The organism is Shinella sp. WSC3-e, from assembly GCF_945994535.1.
In the GTDB taxonomy this organism is placed as follows: domain Bacteria; phylum Pseudomonadota; class Alphaproteobacteria; order Rhizobiales; family Rhizobiaceae; genus Shinella; species Shinella yambaruensis.
Genome location: NZ_OZ000530.1, coordinates 2104269 through 2121896, shown reverse-complemented (window position 1 = coordinate 2121896; position 17628 = coordinate 2104269). Strand labels below are relative to the sequence as shown.

Annotated in this window: 14 protein-coding genes; 7 read left to right on the top strand and 7 right to left on the bottom strand. The window is 67.1% G+C overall.

Going from position 1 to position 17628, the window contains the following annotated elements; genetic code table 11:
• Positions 1-17: 17 nt before the first annotated feature.
• On the top strand, positions 18-1541 hold the full coding sequence (locus tag AABF56_RS10535; protein ID WP_272805878.1) for a globin-coupled sensor protein: 1524 nt from the start codon (positions 18-20) through the stop codon (positions 1539-1541).
• Between the two features lie 229 nt (positions 1542-1770).
• On the opposite strand, the gene AABF56_RS10530 is transcribed toward AABF56_RS10535, so the two are convergent.
• Positions 1771-3189 (bottom strand): L,D-transpeptidase family protein, encoded by a 1419-nt coding sequence (locus AABF56_RS10530; protein ID WP_272805877.1) that lies wholly within the window; start codon positions 3187-3189, stop codon positions 1771-1773.
• Positions 3190-3524: 335 nt separating this feature from the next.
• Here AABF56_RS10530 and AABF56_RS10525 point away from each other — a divergent pair, with 335 nt between their 5' ends.
• Together AABF56_RS10525 and AABF56_RS10520 are read left to right on the top strand one after the other, a co-directional pair.
• On the top strand, positions 3525-4379 hold the full coding sequence (locus tag AABF56_RS10525; RefSeq protein WP_272805876.1) for a DUF4432 family protein: 855 nt from the start codon (positions 3525-3527) through the stop codon (positions 4377-4379).
• 158 nt (positions 4380-4537) lie between these two features.
• On the top strand, positions 4538-4876 hold the full coding sequence (locus AABF56_RS10520) for a TIGR01244 family sulfur transferase (protein WP_064330593.1): 339 nt from the start codon (positions 4538-4540) through the stop codon (positions 4874-4876).
• Positions 4877-5063: 187 nt separating this feature from the next.
• On the opposite strand, the gene AABF56_RS10515 is transcribed toward AABF56_RS10520, so the two are convergent.
• The 4 genes from AABF56_RS10515 to AABF56_RS10500 form a co-directional block, all read right to left on the bottom strand.
• Positions 5064-6713, bottom strand: coding sequence for a thiamine pyrophosphate-binding protein (locus AABF56_RS10515; RefSeq protein WP_272805875.1), 1650 nt, complete (start codon positions 6711-6713; stop codon positions 5064-5066).
• Positions 6710-7906, bottom strand: a complete 1197-nt coding sequence (locus tag AABF56_RS10510; protein WP_272805874.1) for a CaiB/BaiF CoA transferase family protein — start codon at positions 7904-7906, stop codon at positions 6710-6712. Before AABF56_RS10510 ends, AABF56_RS10515 begins: the two co-directional genes overlap by 4 nt.
• Before the next feature lie 171 nt (positions 7907-8077).
• A complete protein-coding gene (locus tag AABF56_RS10505; RefSeq protein ID WP_064330590.1) occupies positions 8078-9025 on the bottom strand; it encodes a DMT family transporter in 948 nt (315 codons plus the stop codon).
• Positions 9022-9981, bottom strand: a complete 960-nt coding sequence (locus AABF56_RS10500) for an alpha/beta fold hydrolase (protein ID WP_272805873.1) — start codon at positions 9979-9981, stop codon at positions 9022-9024. The genes AABF56_RS10505 and AABF56_RS10500 overlap by 4 nt, the downstream gene beginning before the upstream one ends.
• A 189-nt stretch (positions 9982-10170) precedes the next feature.
• Here AABF56_RS10500 and AABF56_RS10495 point away from each other — a divergent pair, with 189 nt between their 5' ends.
• From AABF56_RS10495 to metF, 4 genes are all read left to right on the top strand, one after another.
• Positions 10171-10938 (top strand): ribonuclease, encoded by a 768-nt coding sequence (locus AABF56_RS10495; RefSeq protein ID WP_272805872.1) that lies wholly within the window; start codon positions 10171-10173, stop codon positions 10936-10938.
• A gap of 177 nt (positions 10939-11115) precedes the next feature.
• On the top strand, positions 11116-12765 hold the full coding sequence (gene ettA, locus AABF56_RS10490; protein WP_244766810.1) for an energy-dependent translational throttle protein EttA: 1650 nt from the start codon (positions 11116-11118) through the stop codon (positions 12763-12765).
• Between the two features lie 148 nt (positions 12766-12913).
• Positions 12914-13921 (top strand): ArsR/SmtB family transcription factor, encoded by a 1008-nt coding sequence (locus AABF56_RS10485; RefSeq protein ID WP_244766809.1) that lies wholly within the window; start codon positions 12914-12916, stop codon positions 13919-13921.
• Between the two features lies 1 nt (position 13922).
• Complete coding sequence (gene metF, locus AABF56_RS10480) at positions 13923-14825, top strand: methylenetetrahydrofolate reductase [NAD(P)H] (protein WP_272805871.1); 903 nt, start codon at positions 13923-13925, stop codon at positions 14823-14825.
• Between the two features lie 499 nt (positions 14826-15324).
• On the opposite strand, the gene AABF56_RS10475 is transcribed toward metF, so the two are convergent.
• Both AABF56_RS10475 and AABF56_RS10470 read right to left on the bottom strand, forming a co-directional pair.
• Positions 15325-16233 carry a DMT family transporter gene (locus AABF56_RS10475; RefSeq protein WP_272807485.1) on the bottom strand — a complete coding sequence of 303 codons (909 nt, stop codon included), beginning with the start codon at positions 16231-16233 and terminating at the stop codon, positions 15325-15327.
• 169 nt (positions 16234-16402) lie between these two features.
• A complete protein-coding gene (locus AABF56_RS10470; protein ID WP_272805870.1) occupies positions 16403-17599 on the bottom strand; it encodes a lytic murein transglycosylase in 1197 nt (398 codons plus the stop codon).
• Positions 17600-17628: the final 29 nt, after the last annotated feature.

Below are 17628 nucleotides of genomic sequence, written 5' to 3'. Positions count from 1 at the left end.
GCCAGGATACCCCCGGAATGAAGCCAGTCCCGCAGACCGCCAGCCAGAACCACGACATCGCGCGCCGTCTGGACTATCTCGGCCTCGACGAGGCAGCGCTGAAGCGGCTCCGTACGCTGAAACCCTTCATCGAGAAGGAGCTCGGCCCGGCGCTGGACAAGTTCTATGCGATCGTGCGCAAGAGCCCGGAGGTGAACCACCTCTTCTCCAACGATGCCCATATGAACCGGGCGAAGAATGCCCAGCTCGGGCACTGGGCGAACATCGCGGCCGGCGATTTCACCGGCGACTACGCGTCCAAGGTGCAGACGATCGGCCATGTGCATGCGCGCATCGGCCTGGAGCCGCGCTGGTATATCGGCGGCTATGCGCTGATCGTCGAGCATCTCCTGACGGAGGCGGTGAAATCGCTCTGGCCGAAGCAGGGGTTCTTTGTCCGCCAGGAAATCGGGCCGGAGGAGTTTGCGGCGCGCTTCTCCAGCCTGCTCAAGGCCATGTTCCTCGACATGGACCTCTCCATCTCCGTCTACAACGACATGTCGGATCTCGCCAAGCAGCAGGCGGTGCAGGCGCAGGTCGTCGCCGAGGAGCGCAAGATCGTCAGCGACAGTTTCGGCGCCGCGCTGAAGCGCATTTCCGACGGCGACCTCACCGCGCGCATCACCGGCCCGCTGCCGGAAGCCTACGAGGCGCTGCGCGAGGATTTCAACCACGCCATTTCCACGCTCTCGCAGGCGATCGGCAATATCGGCGCCGGCGCGGGCTCCATCCATCTCAGCGCGCAGGAGATCGCGGCGGCCTCCGACGACCTTGCCAAGCGCACGGAGCGGCAGGCCGCGAACCTGGAGGAGACGGCGGCCGCCGTCGAGCAGGTGACCACCACCGTGCGCCAGACCGCCCAGAACGCCGACGAGGCGAACGCCCTCGTCATGGCGGCGCGTGACAATGCGCAGCGCGGCGGCGAGATCGTGGAGCACGCGATCGTCGCCATGGGCGAGATCCAGGCCTCCTCCTCGGCCATCGCCAACATCATCGAGGTGATCGACGAGATCGCCTTCCAGACCAATCTGCTGGCGCTCAACGCCGGCATCGAGGCGGCGCGGGCCGGCGAGGCGGGGCGCGGCTTTGCCGTCGTCGCCTCGGAAGTGCGGGCGCTCGCCCAGCGCTGCGCCGATGCGGCGAAGGACATCCAGAACCTCATCGCCAGGTCGCATGGCCAGGTCGAGGACGGCGTGCGCTCGGTGGGCGAGGTCGCCCAGTCGCTGCGCCAGATCGTCACCCAGGTCGTGGAGGTCAGCGCCGTCTTCAACACCATCCGTGCCAGCACGGCGGAACAGGCGACGGGCCTGCAGGCGGTCAACCAGGCGGTCAATGCCATGGACCAGATCACCCAGCAGAACGCCGCCATGGTCGAGCAGGCCAATGCCGCCAGCCAGGCGCTGACGCAGGAGGCCGCCTCCATCGCCGCCCAGCTCAGCGCCTTCCGCACCAGCGGCGAGGCCCGCCCGGCCCAGGGATCGGGGTATGTGCGGGCGGCTTGACCGCTGGCCTTCTCTGCCGTCGGGCCGCCCCTCATCCGCCTGCCGGCCCCTTCTCCCCGCAAGCGGGGAGAAGGGGATGGAGCAACGGTTCATTCATATCCGATTACTGGCAAGCGGGAGAGGCTTACCTGCAAGCGGTCATTGAGCGAGGAAGCCGGCGCGGCATATCCCTTCTCCCCGCTTGCGGGGAGAAGGTGGCGGCAGCCGGATGAGGGGCTACCCCCGATCGTCAGTCGACGAATTCGACCGTCACGCCGGCGCTGGTCATCTTGGCGAGCTCCGTCGCGTCCCAGTTGGTCAGGCGAATGCAGCCGTGGCTCTGGGTCTTGCCGATCTTCGAGGGTTCCGGCGTGCCGTGGATGCCGTAGGTCGGCTTCGACAGCGCGATCCAGACCGTGCCGACCGGGCCGTTCGGGCCGGGCTGCAGGGTCAGCACCTTGTTGTTGTTGCCCTGCTGGAAGTTGATCTTCGGATTATAAGTGTAGCCCGGATTGAGCGCGATGCGCTCGACCGTCACCGTGCCGGACGGCGAGGGCGTGTCGGCCGAACCGATGCTGGCCGGATAGGCGGCGATCAGCGTGCCGTTCTCGTCATAGGCGAGCACCTGCTTGCGGCCCTTGTCGGCGAGGATCTTGGCGACCTTGCCGGTCTTCCTCTCGCCCGTGTCGACGACCTTGATGATCGTGCCGGGAATGGTGAAGTCGACGCCCGGATTGATCTCCTTCAGATAGGCCTCGTCCATGTGGAACTTCTCGGCCAGCATCTCGGTGGTCGAGGTGAAGGAGAGATGCGGCAGCGCCGCCTTCTGGGCATAGTCGTCGGGGATGGCGGCGACATAGGGACCTGCCGCGTCGGCGGCGGTGATCTCGTAGGTGGTGAAGGCAAGGCCGCCGGACAGGCGCAGCCGCTCCAGGATGTCGTCGGCATTGTTCGGGTCGAGCGTCTCGCCCGTCGCCTGCTGCCAGGCCTCGATCGCCTTGGTGACGTTCGAGCCCTTCTTGCCGTCGATCACGCCCGGCGAAAAGCCCTCGCGGTCGAGGAAGACCTGAAGCGCGGTGATCTCGGCGGACGACACCTTGCCGATCGCGATCGCCGGGTGGAATTTCGGGCCGGGCACGAACTCCGCATCGGGATCGGTGCCGGTTTCCGGCAGGGCCGCACTGTCGTCGGAGAAATCGGGCAGGGCCTGCGAGCCGCCGAAATCGGCATCCGGCAGGGGCTGGCGCTCGATGCTGCCCGGCAGGCCTTCGCGCATTTCCGGTACGGAACTCGTCGTCAGTTCATCGCCATAGTCGGCCTCGGGCGCCGGCGGGAAATAGTCGGGGTTCGCTTCCGGATAGCCGCGCATCTCGCGGTAGCGGTCACGGCGCGGGCGATAATCGTCGCCGCGGGCGAAGTAGCGGTCGGCCTGCATGGCGGTGGCGACGATGTTGCCCCAGCCGTCGACATAGACGGTGCGGCCGCGGTTGTCGCGCATCGCGCGCACGCTGCCGTCGTCCGGAACATAGTCGAGGATATCGCCTTCCGGCGAGACCAGGACCGTGTCGCGCGCGGAGAAACGCTGCTGGGCATGTGCCGGCAGGGCGGCGATTCCCAGGACGGAAGCCGCTGCAAGGAGCGAAAGGCTTGTTTTAAAAATAGAATTCACGGCTCTTGACCTGCCTGCTTGCACATATCGCGCGGACGGAACACTTCAATTCAGACCTTAATATGAAAAAACTGAATCGATGGTGAACGTAAGGTCAACGCGTATTGCAAAAACTTGTGACCGGCCGTGATGGTTCCCTTGGAACGATGAGAGACGAGCCTTGCCAGGCGTAATGTTCCGCCGCCCTGCCGTGGAGCGTTTCCCGTTTTCCGCCGGTTTGCAAAAAACACGCTATCCTTTTGTTTTTCTGCGGTTCCGGACGCAAAACCGCGTCGCACTTCTGCGGGAATTGCTCTAGCATGCCGCCGTTCGATTGCCCCTTGCCGGAGTCCCGGATGACCTTTGCCCTTACCGCCCAAACGCCCGACCAGCCCTTCCGCCTCGACCTGACGCCGCAATCGGTGCTCGATGTCGCCGGCGCCGTCTTCCATGGCGTCGATCTCGCGCCGGGGGCGGCCGTGCCGTCGGACGGCGATCCGCGCATCGACAAGGCGCTGCCCGGCTTCCTGTTCACCTGCGGTCCGGATCACATCCGCCATCCGGTGCCGGTCGAGGGCGCGGCCGACGGGCGGCTCTATCCGCTGCACGGCTCGTTCTCCTCCTCGCCGGCACGGGACGTGCTGATCGAGGAGGACGAGGGGGAGGTGGTCTGCGAGGGGCGCGTCGCCGTTTCGCTCGCCCATGGCGGCAAGGCCGATCTCGCGCGCCGCTGGCGGGCCGACCGGCGCACCGGCCACATCACGCTCGACGACCGCGTCACCAATACGGGCGACACGTCCTGGCCGCCCTTCGGCATGTATCACATCAATTTCGGCACCGGCCTCTTCGATGCGGATACGCGGCTGACCGGGGCGATGCTGCCCGGCGGCAGCCTGCCGTGGCGCTTCGGCGAGGGCGACCGCGAGATCTTCTGCGTGCCGGCGGCCGAAACGGCGACGCACGGCTGGGCAGAGATCGCCATCGGCCCGATCGCGGCGCTTGGCGGTCGCAGCGTCCATATCCGCTTCCGCACGGATACGCTGCCGCATCTCCAGGTCTGGCGGAACCTGTCGCCGGGCTCGGCGGTGCTCGGCATCGAGCCCGTCTCGCACCGACTCGTGCCGCGCGCCGAGCTGATCGCCGCCGGCGAGGCCGCCGATTTCGCGCCCGGCGAAAGCGTCGGCTACGGCCTTGCCTTCGAGGTCCGCTAGGATATTTGTGCGCTTTTCGAGCGGAGAGGGGCGTTCGCGCGTTCCGGGGGCGGCACGCTTCGCGCCTTTTCGGGAATTGCTATAGATTTTGCGTGATTGACGCTCCCGCGGCGCGGGCTTAAACGGTGAGCACCCCTGTTTTCTAGAAGGAACCGCCCATGGATATCCGCGAGATCAACGACGAATATTCCGTCTCCGGCCAGATCGCCGTCGAGGATCTCGACGCCATCGCCGCCCTGGGGTTCAAATCCATCGTCTGCCACCGCCCGGACCACGAGCAGCCCGACCAGCCGGAATTCTCCGTCATCGCGGCGCGCGCGAAGGAACTCGGCATCGAGGTCGCCCATGTGCCGGTCGGCCCGATGGGCGTGACGGCCGAGGCCGTGCACGGCATGGTCGACGCGCTCGACGAACTGCCGCGTCCGATGCTCGGCTATTGCCGCTCCGGCATGCGCTCGACGAAGATCTACGAGCAGACGCAGCATATCCGCGGCTGAGGGCCTGGCCCCTCATCCGCCTGCCGGCACCTTCTCCCCGCAAGCGGGACGAAGGGGAATGCCGCAACGGTTTCCCAAAGCATCGACGATATTTTGGAAGGCGAGGCATCGCCCCATCCGCCTTCTCCCCGCTTGCGGGGAGAAGGTCGCGGCAGCGGGATGAGGGGCTTTCACGCCCTTAAAAACATCACGTCCCGCTGCGGATATCCGAGAGCGTGCGCGTCGGCGTGATCGCTTCCGGGTCGAGCTTCACCTCGATGATCGCCGGCTTGCCGCTCGAGCGGGCGCGCAGGAAGGCGGGCGCGAAGTCCTCCGTCTCCTCCACCGTCTCGCCATGGCCGCCATAGGCGCGGGCGAGCGCGGCGAAATCCGGGTTGGTGAGGTCCGTGGCGCTGACGCGGCCGGGATATTCCCGCTCCTGGTGCATGCGGATCGTGCCGTAGATGCCATTGTTGACGACGACGGTGATGATCGGAAGATTGTAGCGCACGGCGGTGGCGAATTCCTGGCCGTGCATCATGAAGCAGCCGTCGCCGGCAAAGCAGATGACCTCACGCTCCGGGAAGAGCTGCTTGGCGGCAACCGCGGCCGGCAGGCCATAGCCCATCGAGCCGGAGGTGGGGGCGGCCTGCGTGGCGAAGCGGCGGAAGCGGTGGAAGCGATGCACCCAGGTGGCATAGTTGCCGGCGCCGTTGGTGAAGATCGTGTCCTCCGGCGTGTTTTCCTCCAGCCAAGCCATGATCGGGCCCATCTGCACGCCGCCCGGGCCGGTTTCCGGCGGGGTCGACCATTTCAGGTAGGATTCGTGCATGGCGGCGGTGCGCGCGGCCCAGTGCGGGGCGGCCTTCGGCGCGAGGCCGTCGAGCGCGGCGACGAAATCCTCCGGCGCGGCGCAGATCGCAAGGTCAGGCCGGTAGACGCGGCCGAGCTCGGACGGATCCGGATAGACATGCACCAGCGTCTGCTGCGGGTAGGGCACCTTGAGCAGGCTGTAGGTCGAGGACGGCATTTCCGAATAGCGCCCGCCGAGCAGGATGACGAGGTCCGCCTCGCGGATCTCCCTGCCGAGCGCCGGGTTGACGCCGATGCCGCTGTCGCCGGCATAGTTCGGGTGCCGGTGATCGAACAGCATCTGGCGGCGGAAGGAACAGGCGACCGGCAGCGACCAGCGCTCCGCGAAGGCCGTGAAGCCGGCGACGCTCTCCTCCGACCAGCGCGTGCCGCCGAGGATGACGAGCGGGCGCTCGGCGGCTTCAAGACGGCCTGCCAGTTCCTCCACCTGCCTGCGGCCGGGATGGGCCTCGACCGGCGCATAGGCCTTCGCCTCGACCGTCTCGACCGTGTCCGTCAGCATGTCCTCGGGCAGCGCCAGCACCACCGGGCCCGGACGGCCGGAGGTGGCGACGGCAAAGGCGCGGGTGACGAATTCGGGAATGCGGCGGGCGTCGTCGATTTCCGCCACCCATTTGGCGACCTCGGTGAAGGCGCGGCGGTATTCCACCTCCTGGAAGGCCTCGCGCTCGCGCGCATCGCGCTGCACCTGGCCGATGAAGAGGATCATCGGGATTGAATCCTGCCGCGCGATGTGCAGGCCCGCCGAGGCATTGGTGGCGCCGGGCCCGCGCGTGACCATGCAGATGCCGGGCTCGCCCGTCAGCCGGCCCCAGCAATCCGCCATCATCGCCGCGCCGCCTTCCTGGCGGCAGACGAGCACGTCGATATCGGTGTCGTGCAGCGCATCGAGCACGGCGAGGTAGCTTTCGCCCGGCACGCAGGCGACGCGCCTGACGCCATTGGTAACGAGAGCATCGACGATCAACTGGCCACCGGTCTTCATGCGCTTTTCTTTCCTGCTTCGAGGATATCGAGTTCCGCCATCACGGCGTCGGTATGTTCGCCAAGCCGCGGGCTCGGCCGGTCATAGACAAGGGGCGTGCCCGAATAGACGATCGGCGTGCGCACGCCGGGAATGCGGTTGCCGTCGGCATCCGGCAGGTCGATGCGCAGGCCCCGCGCCTTCACCTGCGGATCCGCGAAGGTCTCGGCGATGGAATTGATCGGCCCGGCCGGCACGCCCTCGCGCTCGCAGGCGGCGAGAAGCTCGGCTTTGCTGACACCGGCCGTCGCCCCGGTGACGAGGCGGCGCACCTCGCCGCGATGGGCGACGCGCGCCCGGTTGGTGGCAAAGCGCTCGTCGTCGGCGCCGCCCTCGAGCTTCAGGATGCCGCAGAGCTTGCGGAACTGCCCGTCATTGCCGACGGCGAGGATGATGTGCCCGTCGGACGTCGGCACCACCTCGTAGGGCGAGATGTTCGGATGCGCGTTGCCGAGCCGCGTCGGCGCATTGCCGGAGGCAAGGAAGTTCATGTTCTGGTTCGCCATGACGGCCGACTGCACGTCGAGCAGCGCCATGTCGACATGCTGGCCCCGGCCGGTCTTCATGACATGGATGAGCGCGCCCTGGATGGCGGCGACGGCATAGATGCCGGTGAAGATATCGGCGATGGCGACGCCCGCCTTCATCGGCTCGCCGTCCGGCGCGCCGGTCACCGACATGAAGCCGGACATGCCCTGCACGATGTAGTCGTAGCCGGCGCGGGCGGCATAGGGGCCGTCCTGGCCGAAGCCGGTGATCGAGCAGTAGACGAGTTTCGGGTGCGCCTTGGCGAGGCTCTGGTAATCGAGCCCGTACTTGACGAGGCCGCCGACCTTGAAGTTCTCGATGACCACGTCGGCCGTCGCGATGAGGCGGTGGACGACGGCGCGGCCTTCCTCGGTCTTGAGGTCGACGGTAATCGAGCGCTTGCCGCGGTTGGTGGAGTGGTAATAGGCGGCCGAGAGGTTCTCGCCGTCCTTGCCGGTCACGAAGGGCGGGCCCCAGGCACGCGTGTCGTCGCCGCCGTCGGGGTTCTCGATCTTGATGACGTCGGCGCCCATGTCGGCCAGCATCTGCCCGGCCCAGGGCCCGGCGAGGACCCGCGCCAGCTCGATGACCCTTATGCCGGATAGCGGCAGGTTCGACTTCTCCATCGTGCACTCCCTTCCCGGCGGTGCCGGAACGCGGCCGGACGCCGGGCCTTTCGCCCGTTTCCCTTTGGATAACAAAAAGCTGCCGGGCACGATAGCCGGCGCCCGCGGGGAGATCATGACGGCTCAGACTGACATGATGCCTGCCGCGCCGTTTTGCGCGGCCGGGCGACGTCAGATCGGCGTGGAGACGGGCGGTATCGTCGCCGTCTTGTTGAGCTTGCGTTCGCGCCAGATGACATAGAGGCCGGAGGCGATGATGATGGCGATGCCGAGCCATTTCACGGCATCCGGCAGATGGCCGAACACGAACCAGCCGAGGATCGTCGCCGAGACGATCTCCAGATATTGCAGCGGGGCGAGCGTGGAGGCGGGCGCCGAGCGATAGGCATAGACGCCGAGCACGCCGGCAATGGTGGCGGCGACGGCGGCGCCGGCGATGTAGAGCGTGTTCGCCATGTCCGGCACGACGGGCGTCAGCATGGCGATGCCGAGCCTGCCGCCGGCAAGAAGCAGCAGGCCGGAGAACAGCGCGCCCCAGAGGCCGGCATAGAACTGCATGGACCAGGGATCCTCCTTCTGGGCGACGAGCCGGGTGAGGAGGAAGAACAGCGCGAGCGAGAAGGCCGCCACGACCGGCAGCAGCGCGATCGGGCCGACCTCCTGCAGGCTCGGCTGGATGACCAGCAGCGAGCCGAGGAAACCGACGCCGCAGGCCGTGTAGCGCCGCCAGCCGATGGTCTCCTTCAGGAAGATCGAGCCGAGGATGGTCAGGATGATCGGCTCGACGAAGAAGATGGCGATGGCATCGGCCACTTCCATGACGGCGAGCGGCGTGACGAAGGTGATCATGGTGATGGCCATCAGCAGGCCGCGGGCGGCATGCAGGCCCATCTTCCGGAAGGTCACGTCCAAAAGCGTGCCGCGCAGGAGACAGATCGGCCCCAGCACGGTCATCTGGAAGAGCAGGCGCACGAAGGTGATCTCGGTCGCGGGGACCGACGTGACCGCGAGCTTGGCGAAGATATCGATGATCGGCGAGATGAGCACCGAGAGCACCATGAGCAGGAGCCCGAGGCCGACCTCGTTGCGCAGCGGGGCGATGGTGGCGGATGTGGTCATGCGTGTTCCGGGGCGCGGGTCCATGCGTCGGCCACCCGCCGGCACCAGCCGGCAAAGGCGTCGACGGCGGGATCGCGGAGCGGCCGGCTCTCCTTGAGCGTTTCGTGACGCATGCCGCGATAGACGGTTGTCGTGACGTCCTCAAGCCGCGATTTTTTCAGTCGCCCGGCAAAGGCGTGCACGGCGCGGCCGAAATCCGTCGCCGGGTCCTCCGCGCCGCCGACGAGATGGATCGGCAGCCGCCTCGGCAGGCGCGCAAGCCCTTGTGCCGAGGCATTGGCGAAGGTGACGGCGAAGATGTCGATCCACATGGCGACATTGACGTCGAAGCCGCAGTGGGGATCGGCGATATAGGCGTCCACCTCGGCCGGGTCGTGCGACAGCCAGTCGAAATCCGTGCGGCGGTTCGCGATGGAGCGGCCCCAGGCCCCGAAGGTCAGGCGCGGCAGCACGCTGCTCGGCACGTCCGATCCCTTCAGCATGCGTTCTGCCGCCAGCACGGCCTGCGCCACGCGCCCGGCAAGCCCGGGTTCGAGATTGGAATTCCACACGGCGAGCGCGTCGATATCGCCGGGGTGTGCCTCGGCGAAGGCGAGCGCCATGAGCCCGCCCATCGAGTGGCCGAAGAGCACGACCGGAAGGCCGGGATGCCGTGCCGCCGCATGGTCGCGCACGGCGCGCATGTCCGCGATCACCCGGGCGATGCCGCCCTTCGGCGCGAACTGGCCGCGCGGGGCATCCGGCGCGCTGGTGAAGCCGTGGCCGCGATGGTCGTGGGCATAGACATGGAACCCCTCCGCCGCCAGGCGCGCGGCGAACGCCGCATATCGCGCGCTGTGCTCGGCAAGGCCGTGGCTGATCAGCAGGATGCCGCGGGGAATGCCCCGGGCAGCCTCGTGCCGCAGCGCAAGGCTCGCCCCGCTCGGGCTTTGCAGCGTCGAAACCTGCGAAAACACCGGTCCATCCTCCCGTTTCGGCCCTCCCGTTCTGGCAAGGTCAACGCGATTTGCCGTTGAAAGACAATGGGATGCGGCGTGTATTTTTCGATTTTCTCCCGCATGTCGCGTTTTTTCCGATTCATGGTTGCATTTTCCGGATCTTTGGTTGTAAATGATCTTGTTTTGTTCTCGTTGGGGGAGCCGGTCATGACGACCAATGCCGCACTGATTTTCAAAGCCGTCCTTTTCCTTGCCGTCCTGCCGTTGCTTCTCGCGTGTCTCGCGCTGGCTGCCGGTTTCCGTCCCGCCGCCGCGCAGACGGCGCCGGCAGGCGGCGGCGCGCGCGAGGTCCTATCCGTCAGCTGGCAGGCGGGCTACTGCGCCGCCCGGCCGAAAAGCCGCGGCTGCGCGGATTTCTCCGTGGACGCGCCGGCCGCAAGGCAGTTCTCGCTGCTCAGCCGCTTCCAGCTGCGCAAGAGCTATTGCGGCGTCGAGGCGGGCCTCAAGCAGCAGGCGCGCAAGGGCAAGTGGACGGAGCTGCCGGATCTCGTGCTCGCTTCCGGCACGAAGGCGCGCCTGATGGCCGCGATGCCCGCCGCGCGCCTCGGCCTCGACCGCCAGCAATGGCTGCGCAGCGGCAGCTGCGTCGCCGCCTCGCCGGAGGACTACTACAGCCGCTCGCTCGACCTGCTCGACGCGCTCAACGCCTCGCCGGTGCGCGCGCTCTTCACGCAGAAGGCGGGGGCGGCGATCACCCTTGCCGAAGTCCGCGCCGCCTTCGACGCGGCCTTCGGGGCGGGGGCCGGCGAGCGGGTGCGCCTCATCTGCCGCAAGACGGACGGCGGGCCCGTCGTGACCGGCCTCACCATCGGCCTTGCCGGCGACGCGCCGACGCTCGCGGACCGCATCGCCGCCGCCTCGCCGACGAAGTCCCGCTGCACCGAGGGGACGACGGGCGCGGGGCAGGCGGGGTAGGAGTGGCGGACGGGCGGGCTGCTGCGCCGATCTGGACTGCGGTGCTGCCGCGGAGGGTGTCACGGCGATGCGGGGCGGTGTTTCCGCCCCGGGGCGCGATGCGGCTTTCTCAGATTGCCGCGGGCGGAGAATTCGCCTACATAGCGGGCAAATTTGTCCGATCCGGAGCGCGTTTTCATGGCACGTCAGTTCATCTACCACATGTCGGGGCTCAACAAGGCCTATGGCAACAAGAAGATCCTCGAGAACATCCATCTGTCGTTCTATCCGGACGCAAAGATCGGCATCCTCGGCCCGAACGGCGCCGGCAAGTCGACCGTGCTGCGCATCATGGCCGGCCTCGACAAGGAGTTCACCGGCGAGGCCTGGCTTGCCGACGGCGCGACCCTCGGCTACCTGCCGCAGGAGCCGCAGCTCGATGCGTCCAAGACCGTGCTCGAGAACGTCATGGAGGGCGTCGCCCCCAAGAAGGCGATCCTCGACCGCTACAACGAACTGATGATGAACTATTCCGACGAGACGGCGGAAGAGGGCGCGAAGCTCCAGGACATCATCGACAGCCAGAACCTCTGGGACCTCGAAAGCCAGGTCGAGATGGCGATGGACGCGCTGCGCTGCCCGCCGGGCGACGCCTCGGTCGACAATCTCTCGGGCGGTGAAAAGCGCCGCGTCGCGCTCTGCAAGCTGCTGCTCGCCCAGCCGGACCTGCTGCTGCTCGACGAACCGACCAACCACCTCGACGCCGAGACGATCGCTTGGCTCGAAAAGCACCTGCGCGAATATCCGGGCTCCGTGCTGATGATCACGCACGATCGCTACTTCCTCGACAATGTCACCGGCTGGATCCTCGAGCTCGACCGCGGCCGCGGCATCCCCTACGAGGGCAACTATTCCGCCTACCTGCAGGCCAAGGCCAAGCGCATGCAGCAGGAAGGCCGCGAAGAGGCGACCCGCCAGAAGGCGCTCGCCCGCGAGCAGGAATGGATCGCCTCCTCGCCGAAGGCCCGCCAGGCCAAGTCCAAGGCCCGTATCCGCGCCTATGACGAACTGGTGCAGGCCGCGGCCGAGCGCCGCCCCGGCGACGCGCAGATCGTCATCCCGGTCGGCGAACGCCTCGGCAACGTGGTCATCGAGGCGGAGAACCTCACCAAGTCCTACGGCGACCGCGTGCTGATCGAGAACCTGACGTTCAAGCTGCCGCCCGGCGGCATCGTCGGCGTCATCGGCCCGAACGGCGCCGGCAAGACGACGCTCTTCCGCATGATCACCGGCCAGGAGCAGCCGGATTCGGGCTCGATCACCGTCGGCGAGACGGTCGATCTCGGTTATGTCGACCAGAGCCGCGATGCGCTCGCCGGCGACAAGACCGTCTGGGAGGAGATCTCCGGCGGCAACGACATCATCAAGCTCGGCAAGCACGAGATGAACAGCCGCGCCTATTGCGGCGCCTTCAACTTCAAGGGCGGCGACCAGCAGCAGAAGGTCGGCACGCTCTCGGGCGGCCAGCGCAACCGCGTGCACCTCGCCAAGATGCTGAAGGCCGGCGGCAATGTCATCCTGCTCGACGAACCGACCAACGACCTCGACACCGAAACGCTGGGGGCGCTGGAAGACGCGCTGGAAAACTTCGCCGGCTGCGCCGTCATCATCTCGCACGACCGCATGTTCCTTGACCGCCTGGCGACCCACATCCTCGCCTTCGAGGGCGACAGCCACGTCGAATGGTTCGAGGGCAACTTCGAGGACTACGAGAAGGACAAGATCCGCCGCCTCGGCGCGGATGCCGTCAACCCGAAGCGGGTGACCTACAAGCGCCTGACGCGCTGATCGGCGCTGCGTCCCGCCCTTTGAGAAACCCCGGTTCGCCGGGGTTTTTCTTTGGGCGTATCGGTGGGAAGATCGGCGACACGGATTTGCCCTTGCGCGACACGGGTTAATCACATAAACATATCTTTATGTCTTGATTGGATAAGCCATGGGCGACACGCAGAAACTCGGACTGGACGACATCGTGGAGATCCTGAAGGCGGCGGGCGAGCCGACGCGCCTTCGCCTTCTCGCGCTGCTTTCGCATGGTGACCTGACCGTGACCGACCTGACCGATATCCTCGGCCAGTCCCAGCCGCGCATCTCGCGCCACCTGAAGCTGCTCGCCGAGGCCGCGCTGGTCGATCGCTACCAGGAGGGCGCCTGGGCCTTCTTCCGGCTGAGCCAGGGCGGATCGGCCGTGGCGCTCGTCCGCCAGCTCCTCGAGGCCGCCGACCCGGCGGATGCGGTTTTCGCGCGTGATGACGAGCGGCTGCGGGTGCTGAAGAAGATCCGCGCCGACAAGGCGCAGGCCTATTTCAGCCGCAACGCCGCGGAATGGGACGCGGTGCGCCGGCTGCATGTCAGCGAGGCGGAGGTGGAGGCGAAGCTCGCCGCGATGATCGGCGCGGAGCCGGTGGACGCCTTCCTCGACCTCGGCACGGGCACGGGGCGCATCCTGCAGCTGTTCGAAGGGCTCTACAGGCGCGGCGTCGGCGTCGATGCCAGCCGCGACATGCTGGCGGTCGCGCGCGCCAATCTCGACCGGGCCGGCGTCACCAAGGCGTCGATCCGCCACGGCGATATCTTCAACCTGCCGCTGGAGCGTGACGAGTTCGACGTCGTGACGATCCATCAGGTGCTGCACTTCCTGGACGAGCCGGAGGCCGCGGTGGCGGAGGCCGCGCGCATGCTCGCCCCCGGCGGGCGCCTTGCCATCATCGACCTTGCCCCGCACGCGCTCGAACATCTGCGCGACGAGCATGCCCATATCCGCCTCGGCTTCTCGCACCAGACGCTCGCCGAATGGCTGGAGAAGGCAGGGCTTGCCGTCGAGGAGATCGTCGACCTCAAGCCCGCGCATTCGGCCGCCGATGCGCTGACCGTCACCATCTGGCTTGCCCGCGACCAGCGCGAACGGGCGGCCGACACCATTGCCATCCGCAGGAGGAGTTGACATGAAACCGGCGACCGCCAGCCCAGCCCGCAAGGACATCCGCCTGTCTTTCGAATTCTTCCCGCCGAAATCGGCGGAGGCCGAAGGACAGCTGTGGGAGACGGCCGCCGCGCTTTCGGCCTATGAGCCGGGTTTCATGTCGGTGACCTACGGCGCCGGCGGCTCCACCAAGGCCCCGACGCTCGCCACCGTCCGCCATCTCCTCTCGATGGGCCTGCCGGCGGCCTCGCACCTGACCTGCGTGGGCGCGACGAAGGAGGAGGTGCACGCCGTCGTCGCCGAGTTCCAGGCGGTCGGCGTCAGGCATTTCGTGGCGCTGCGCGGCGACCCGCCGGGCGGCGTCGGCACGCCCTACCAGCCGCATCCCGGCGGCTATGCCAATGCGGCGGAGCTGACCGCCGGCCTGCGCGGCCTCGCCGATTTCGAGATCTCCGTGTCGGCCTATCCGGAAAAGCATCCGCAGAGCCCGGATGTTGCCGCCGACATCGACATGCTCAAGCGCAAGGTGGATGCTGGCGCGACGCGCGCGCTCACCCAGTTCTTCTTCGAGAACGACGATTTCGAGCGCTACCTGGAGCGCGTGCGCAAGGCCGGCATCGCGATCCCGGTCGTGCCGGGCATCCTGCCGGTGCACAACCTCGCCCAGGTGCAGAAATTCGCCGGCCTCTGCGGGGCATCCGTGCCGGGCTGGCTGGCCGACCGGCTGGCGCCCATCGACGACCGGCCGCAGGAGCGCGCGGCCGTGGCGATCGACCTCGCCGCCCGCCAGGTGGAGAACCTCATCGCCCGGGGTGTCGGCGAATTCCATTTCTATACGATGAACCGCGCCACGCTCGTCTCGGCGGTCTGCGACCGCGCCGGCTTTGCCCGGAACGCGCGCCATGCGGCCGGGGCGGCGGCCTGACCGCCGGTCCCGCCCGACAGAACCGATCGCCGAAATGAAAATGCATGGCGCCGTCTCCGGGCCATGCATCCTTCTTGAATTCGTTTCGGCAGGGTCTTTTTGGTTTTTTCGTCCCTGGCCTCCCGGACTGCGCTTTGATCGCCTCAGATGAAGATCATCGTTGCGATGAAGAGGAACGCTGCACTGATCATCAGAACATTCAAGGAATGTGTGAGTCCCATGGCTACCTCCTTGCGTTTGCGGATCGATATTACGACCTAAAAAAGCGTATTGGAAAGGCGTTTTGTTGCTGCGTTGCAACATCCGGCATTCGCCGGGCCCTTATTCACAATGCTAACCTGCTGAATTTTCTCCTCTATCGTGGCCGCCACAAAAAATTCACAATCCCTACCAGATGACGAATGCCGACATTGTGCATTTACCAATGTGGCGCAAGTCGGGCGGCCATTCCGGCGGATTGCCATGAAACGGCCGGGAATGCGCTTTGTTCCCGCATTTTTCAGGCGGTGCGGAAACGGGCGAAAAGGCGCCCGTCGAGCACCACGAGGCCGAGGAGCACCAGGGCCATGCCGAGCATGCCGAGCGGCGTCAGGGTTTCGCCGAGGAAGAGCATGCCGGCGAGGATAGCGCTCGGCGGCACGAGCAGCGTGACGAGCGAGGTATTGGTCGCGCCGGCGGCCGCCATGATTCGGAAGAACAGGATGTAGCCGTAGGCCGTCGAGACCAGCGCCAGCGCCAGGACGGCGAGGATGGCCGGCAGCGGGGGCAGGGGGATCTGCCAGGGCGTATCGAGGGCGAAGGAAACGGGCAGCATCAGCAGCGTCGAAGCGGTGAGCTGGCCGGCGGCGGTGACAGGCGCCGCGACGTCGCGGAAGCGTTTGCCGTAGGTTGCCGCAAGGCCATAGGAGGCGGCGGCAAGCACGGGCAGGACGACGGACCAGAGCGGCGGGCCGCTGTCGCCGGTGAAGGGCGCGAGCGCGCGCGGGCCGATCAGCACCGCCGTGCCGACGAGGCCGATCAGGCAGCCGGCGATCTTTTGCGAGGAGAGCTTTTCGTCCAGCGTGAACCGGTTGGCGATGAGCACGGTGAAGATCGGCGTCGTCGCGTTGAGGATGGAGGCAAGGCCGGCGCCGATCTGCGTCTGGCCGAGGAAGATCAGCATGTGCGGCACGGCATTGTTGATGAGGCCGAGCAGCAGGAACGCGCGCCAGCGGGCGCGCAGCGTCGCGTAGATATCGAACCGGCCGGCAACATAGACATGCAGCGCAAGCGCGGCGATGCCGACGCGCAGGAGCACGAGGGTGGCCGGAGGAACATGGGCGACGGCGACGCGGGCAAAGAAGAAGGAGCCGCCCCAGATCATGCCGAGCAGGGCAAGCAGGCCCCAGGTACGTGCGCTCATGCGCATTGCTGATACCGATACCGGCTGTTCCATTGTTCTCTCCCTGGCACGCTGCCGTCTGCCGGCCTGGCGCACGGGCAGAAAGACAGAGCGGCAGCCCGGCCGAAACCGGGCTGCCGCTCTGGGTCTCTTCATGCCTATAGCACCGCGCTTGCGCGGCGCCACCCGATTTCCGTCACAGGGCGGACAGCAGGGCCTGGGTCGCCCAGCCGTCGGCGGGCAGGCCGAGGCGCAGCTGTTCCTTCTGGATCGCGGCGCGCGTGCCGGAGCCGAGGATGCCGTCGATCTTGCCGACATCGTGGCCGAGGCCCTGCAGCTTGGTCTGCAGCTGCTTCATGCTATCCTCGGAAAGGCCTTCCTCCGGGGTGCCGCGCTCATAGGGCGGGGCGCCGGCAAGGCGGGTCGCGAAATAGGCCGCCGACGTCGTGTAGATGAACGACTGGTTCCATTCGAGATAGATCTTGAAGTTGGGGTAGGTGATGAAGGCCGGGCCCTTGCGGCCCTGCGGCAGCACCAGCGAGGCTTCCAGGTTGCCGAAGGAGGTGTCGCCGTCGCGCGGCTTGACGCCGAGGGCGAACCAGTCGGCCGCCTTCATGCCCGGCTGCAGGCCGGTCTTCTCGAAGGGCAGCACATCGGGCACGGAGACTTCCTGGATCCAGGGCTGGCCCTTCACGAAGCCGAGGTGCTGGATGAACTTGGCGGCCGTCAGGATCGCGTCCGGCGAGGACTGCTTGACGTTGACGTGGTTGTCGCCATCGCCGTCGACGCCGAATTCGATGATGTCCTTCGGCAGCATCTGCACCTGGCCGATCTCGCCGGCCCAGGCGCCCGTGGTGCCGTTCGGGTCGAGGTCGCCATGGCCGACCATCTCGATGGCGGCGAGAAGCTGCGGGCGGAAGAGCTCCGGCCGGCGGCAGTCGTGCGAGAGCGTCACCAGCGCGTTGCGGGTGTTGAAATCGCCCTGCACGGCGCCGAAATCGGTTTCCATCGCCCAGAAGGCGGCGATGATCGGTCCCGGCACGCCGAATTCCTGCTCGGCGCGCTGGAAGACCGGAGCGAGGTCCTTCAGCTTCTTGCGGCCGATATCGAGGCGCGACTGGCTGACCGTGCGCTTAGAGAATTCGAGGAAGGTCTGGCGGAAGACGCCCTGGGCGCGGTCGCGCGACAACACCTTCTGGTCGATGGCGGCGCCGGCAAGCGCCCGGTCGGCGACATCGGCCGGAACGCCGCGTGCCAGCGCCTCGGCCTTCACGCCCTGAAGGAAGGCATTGAAGTCGCCGCCGCAGGCCGCCGTCGATTGGGCGTGCGCGCTGCCGGCGAGAAGAAGGGCCACGAGGCCTGCTGCAAGTTTCGTCTTCAGGTTTAGCCGCATCTCGAATGCTCCTTGGTCCGTTGCTGGCC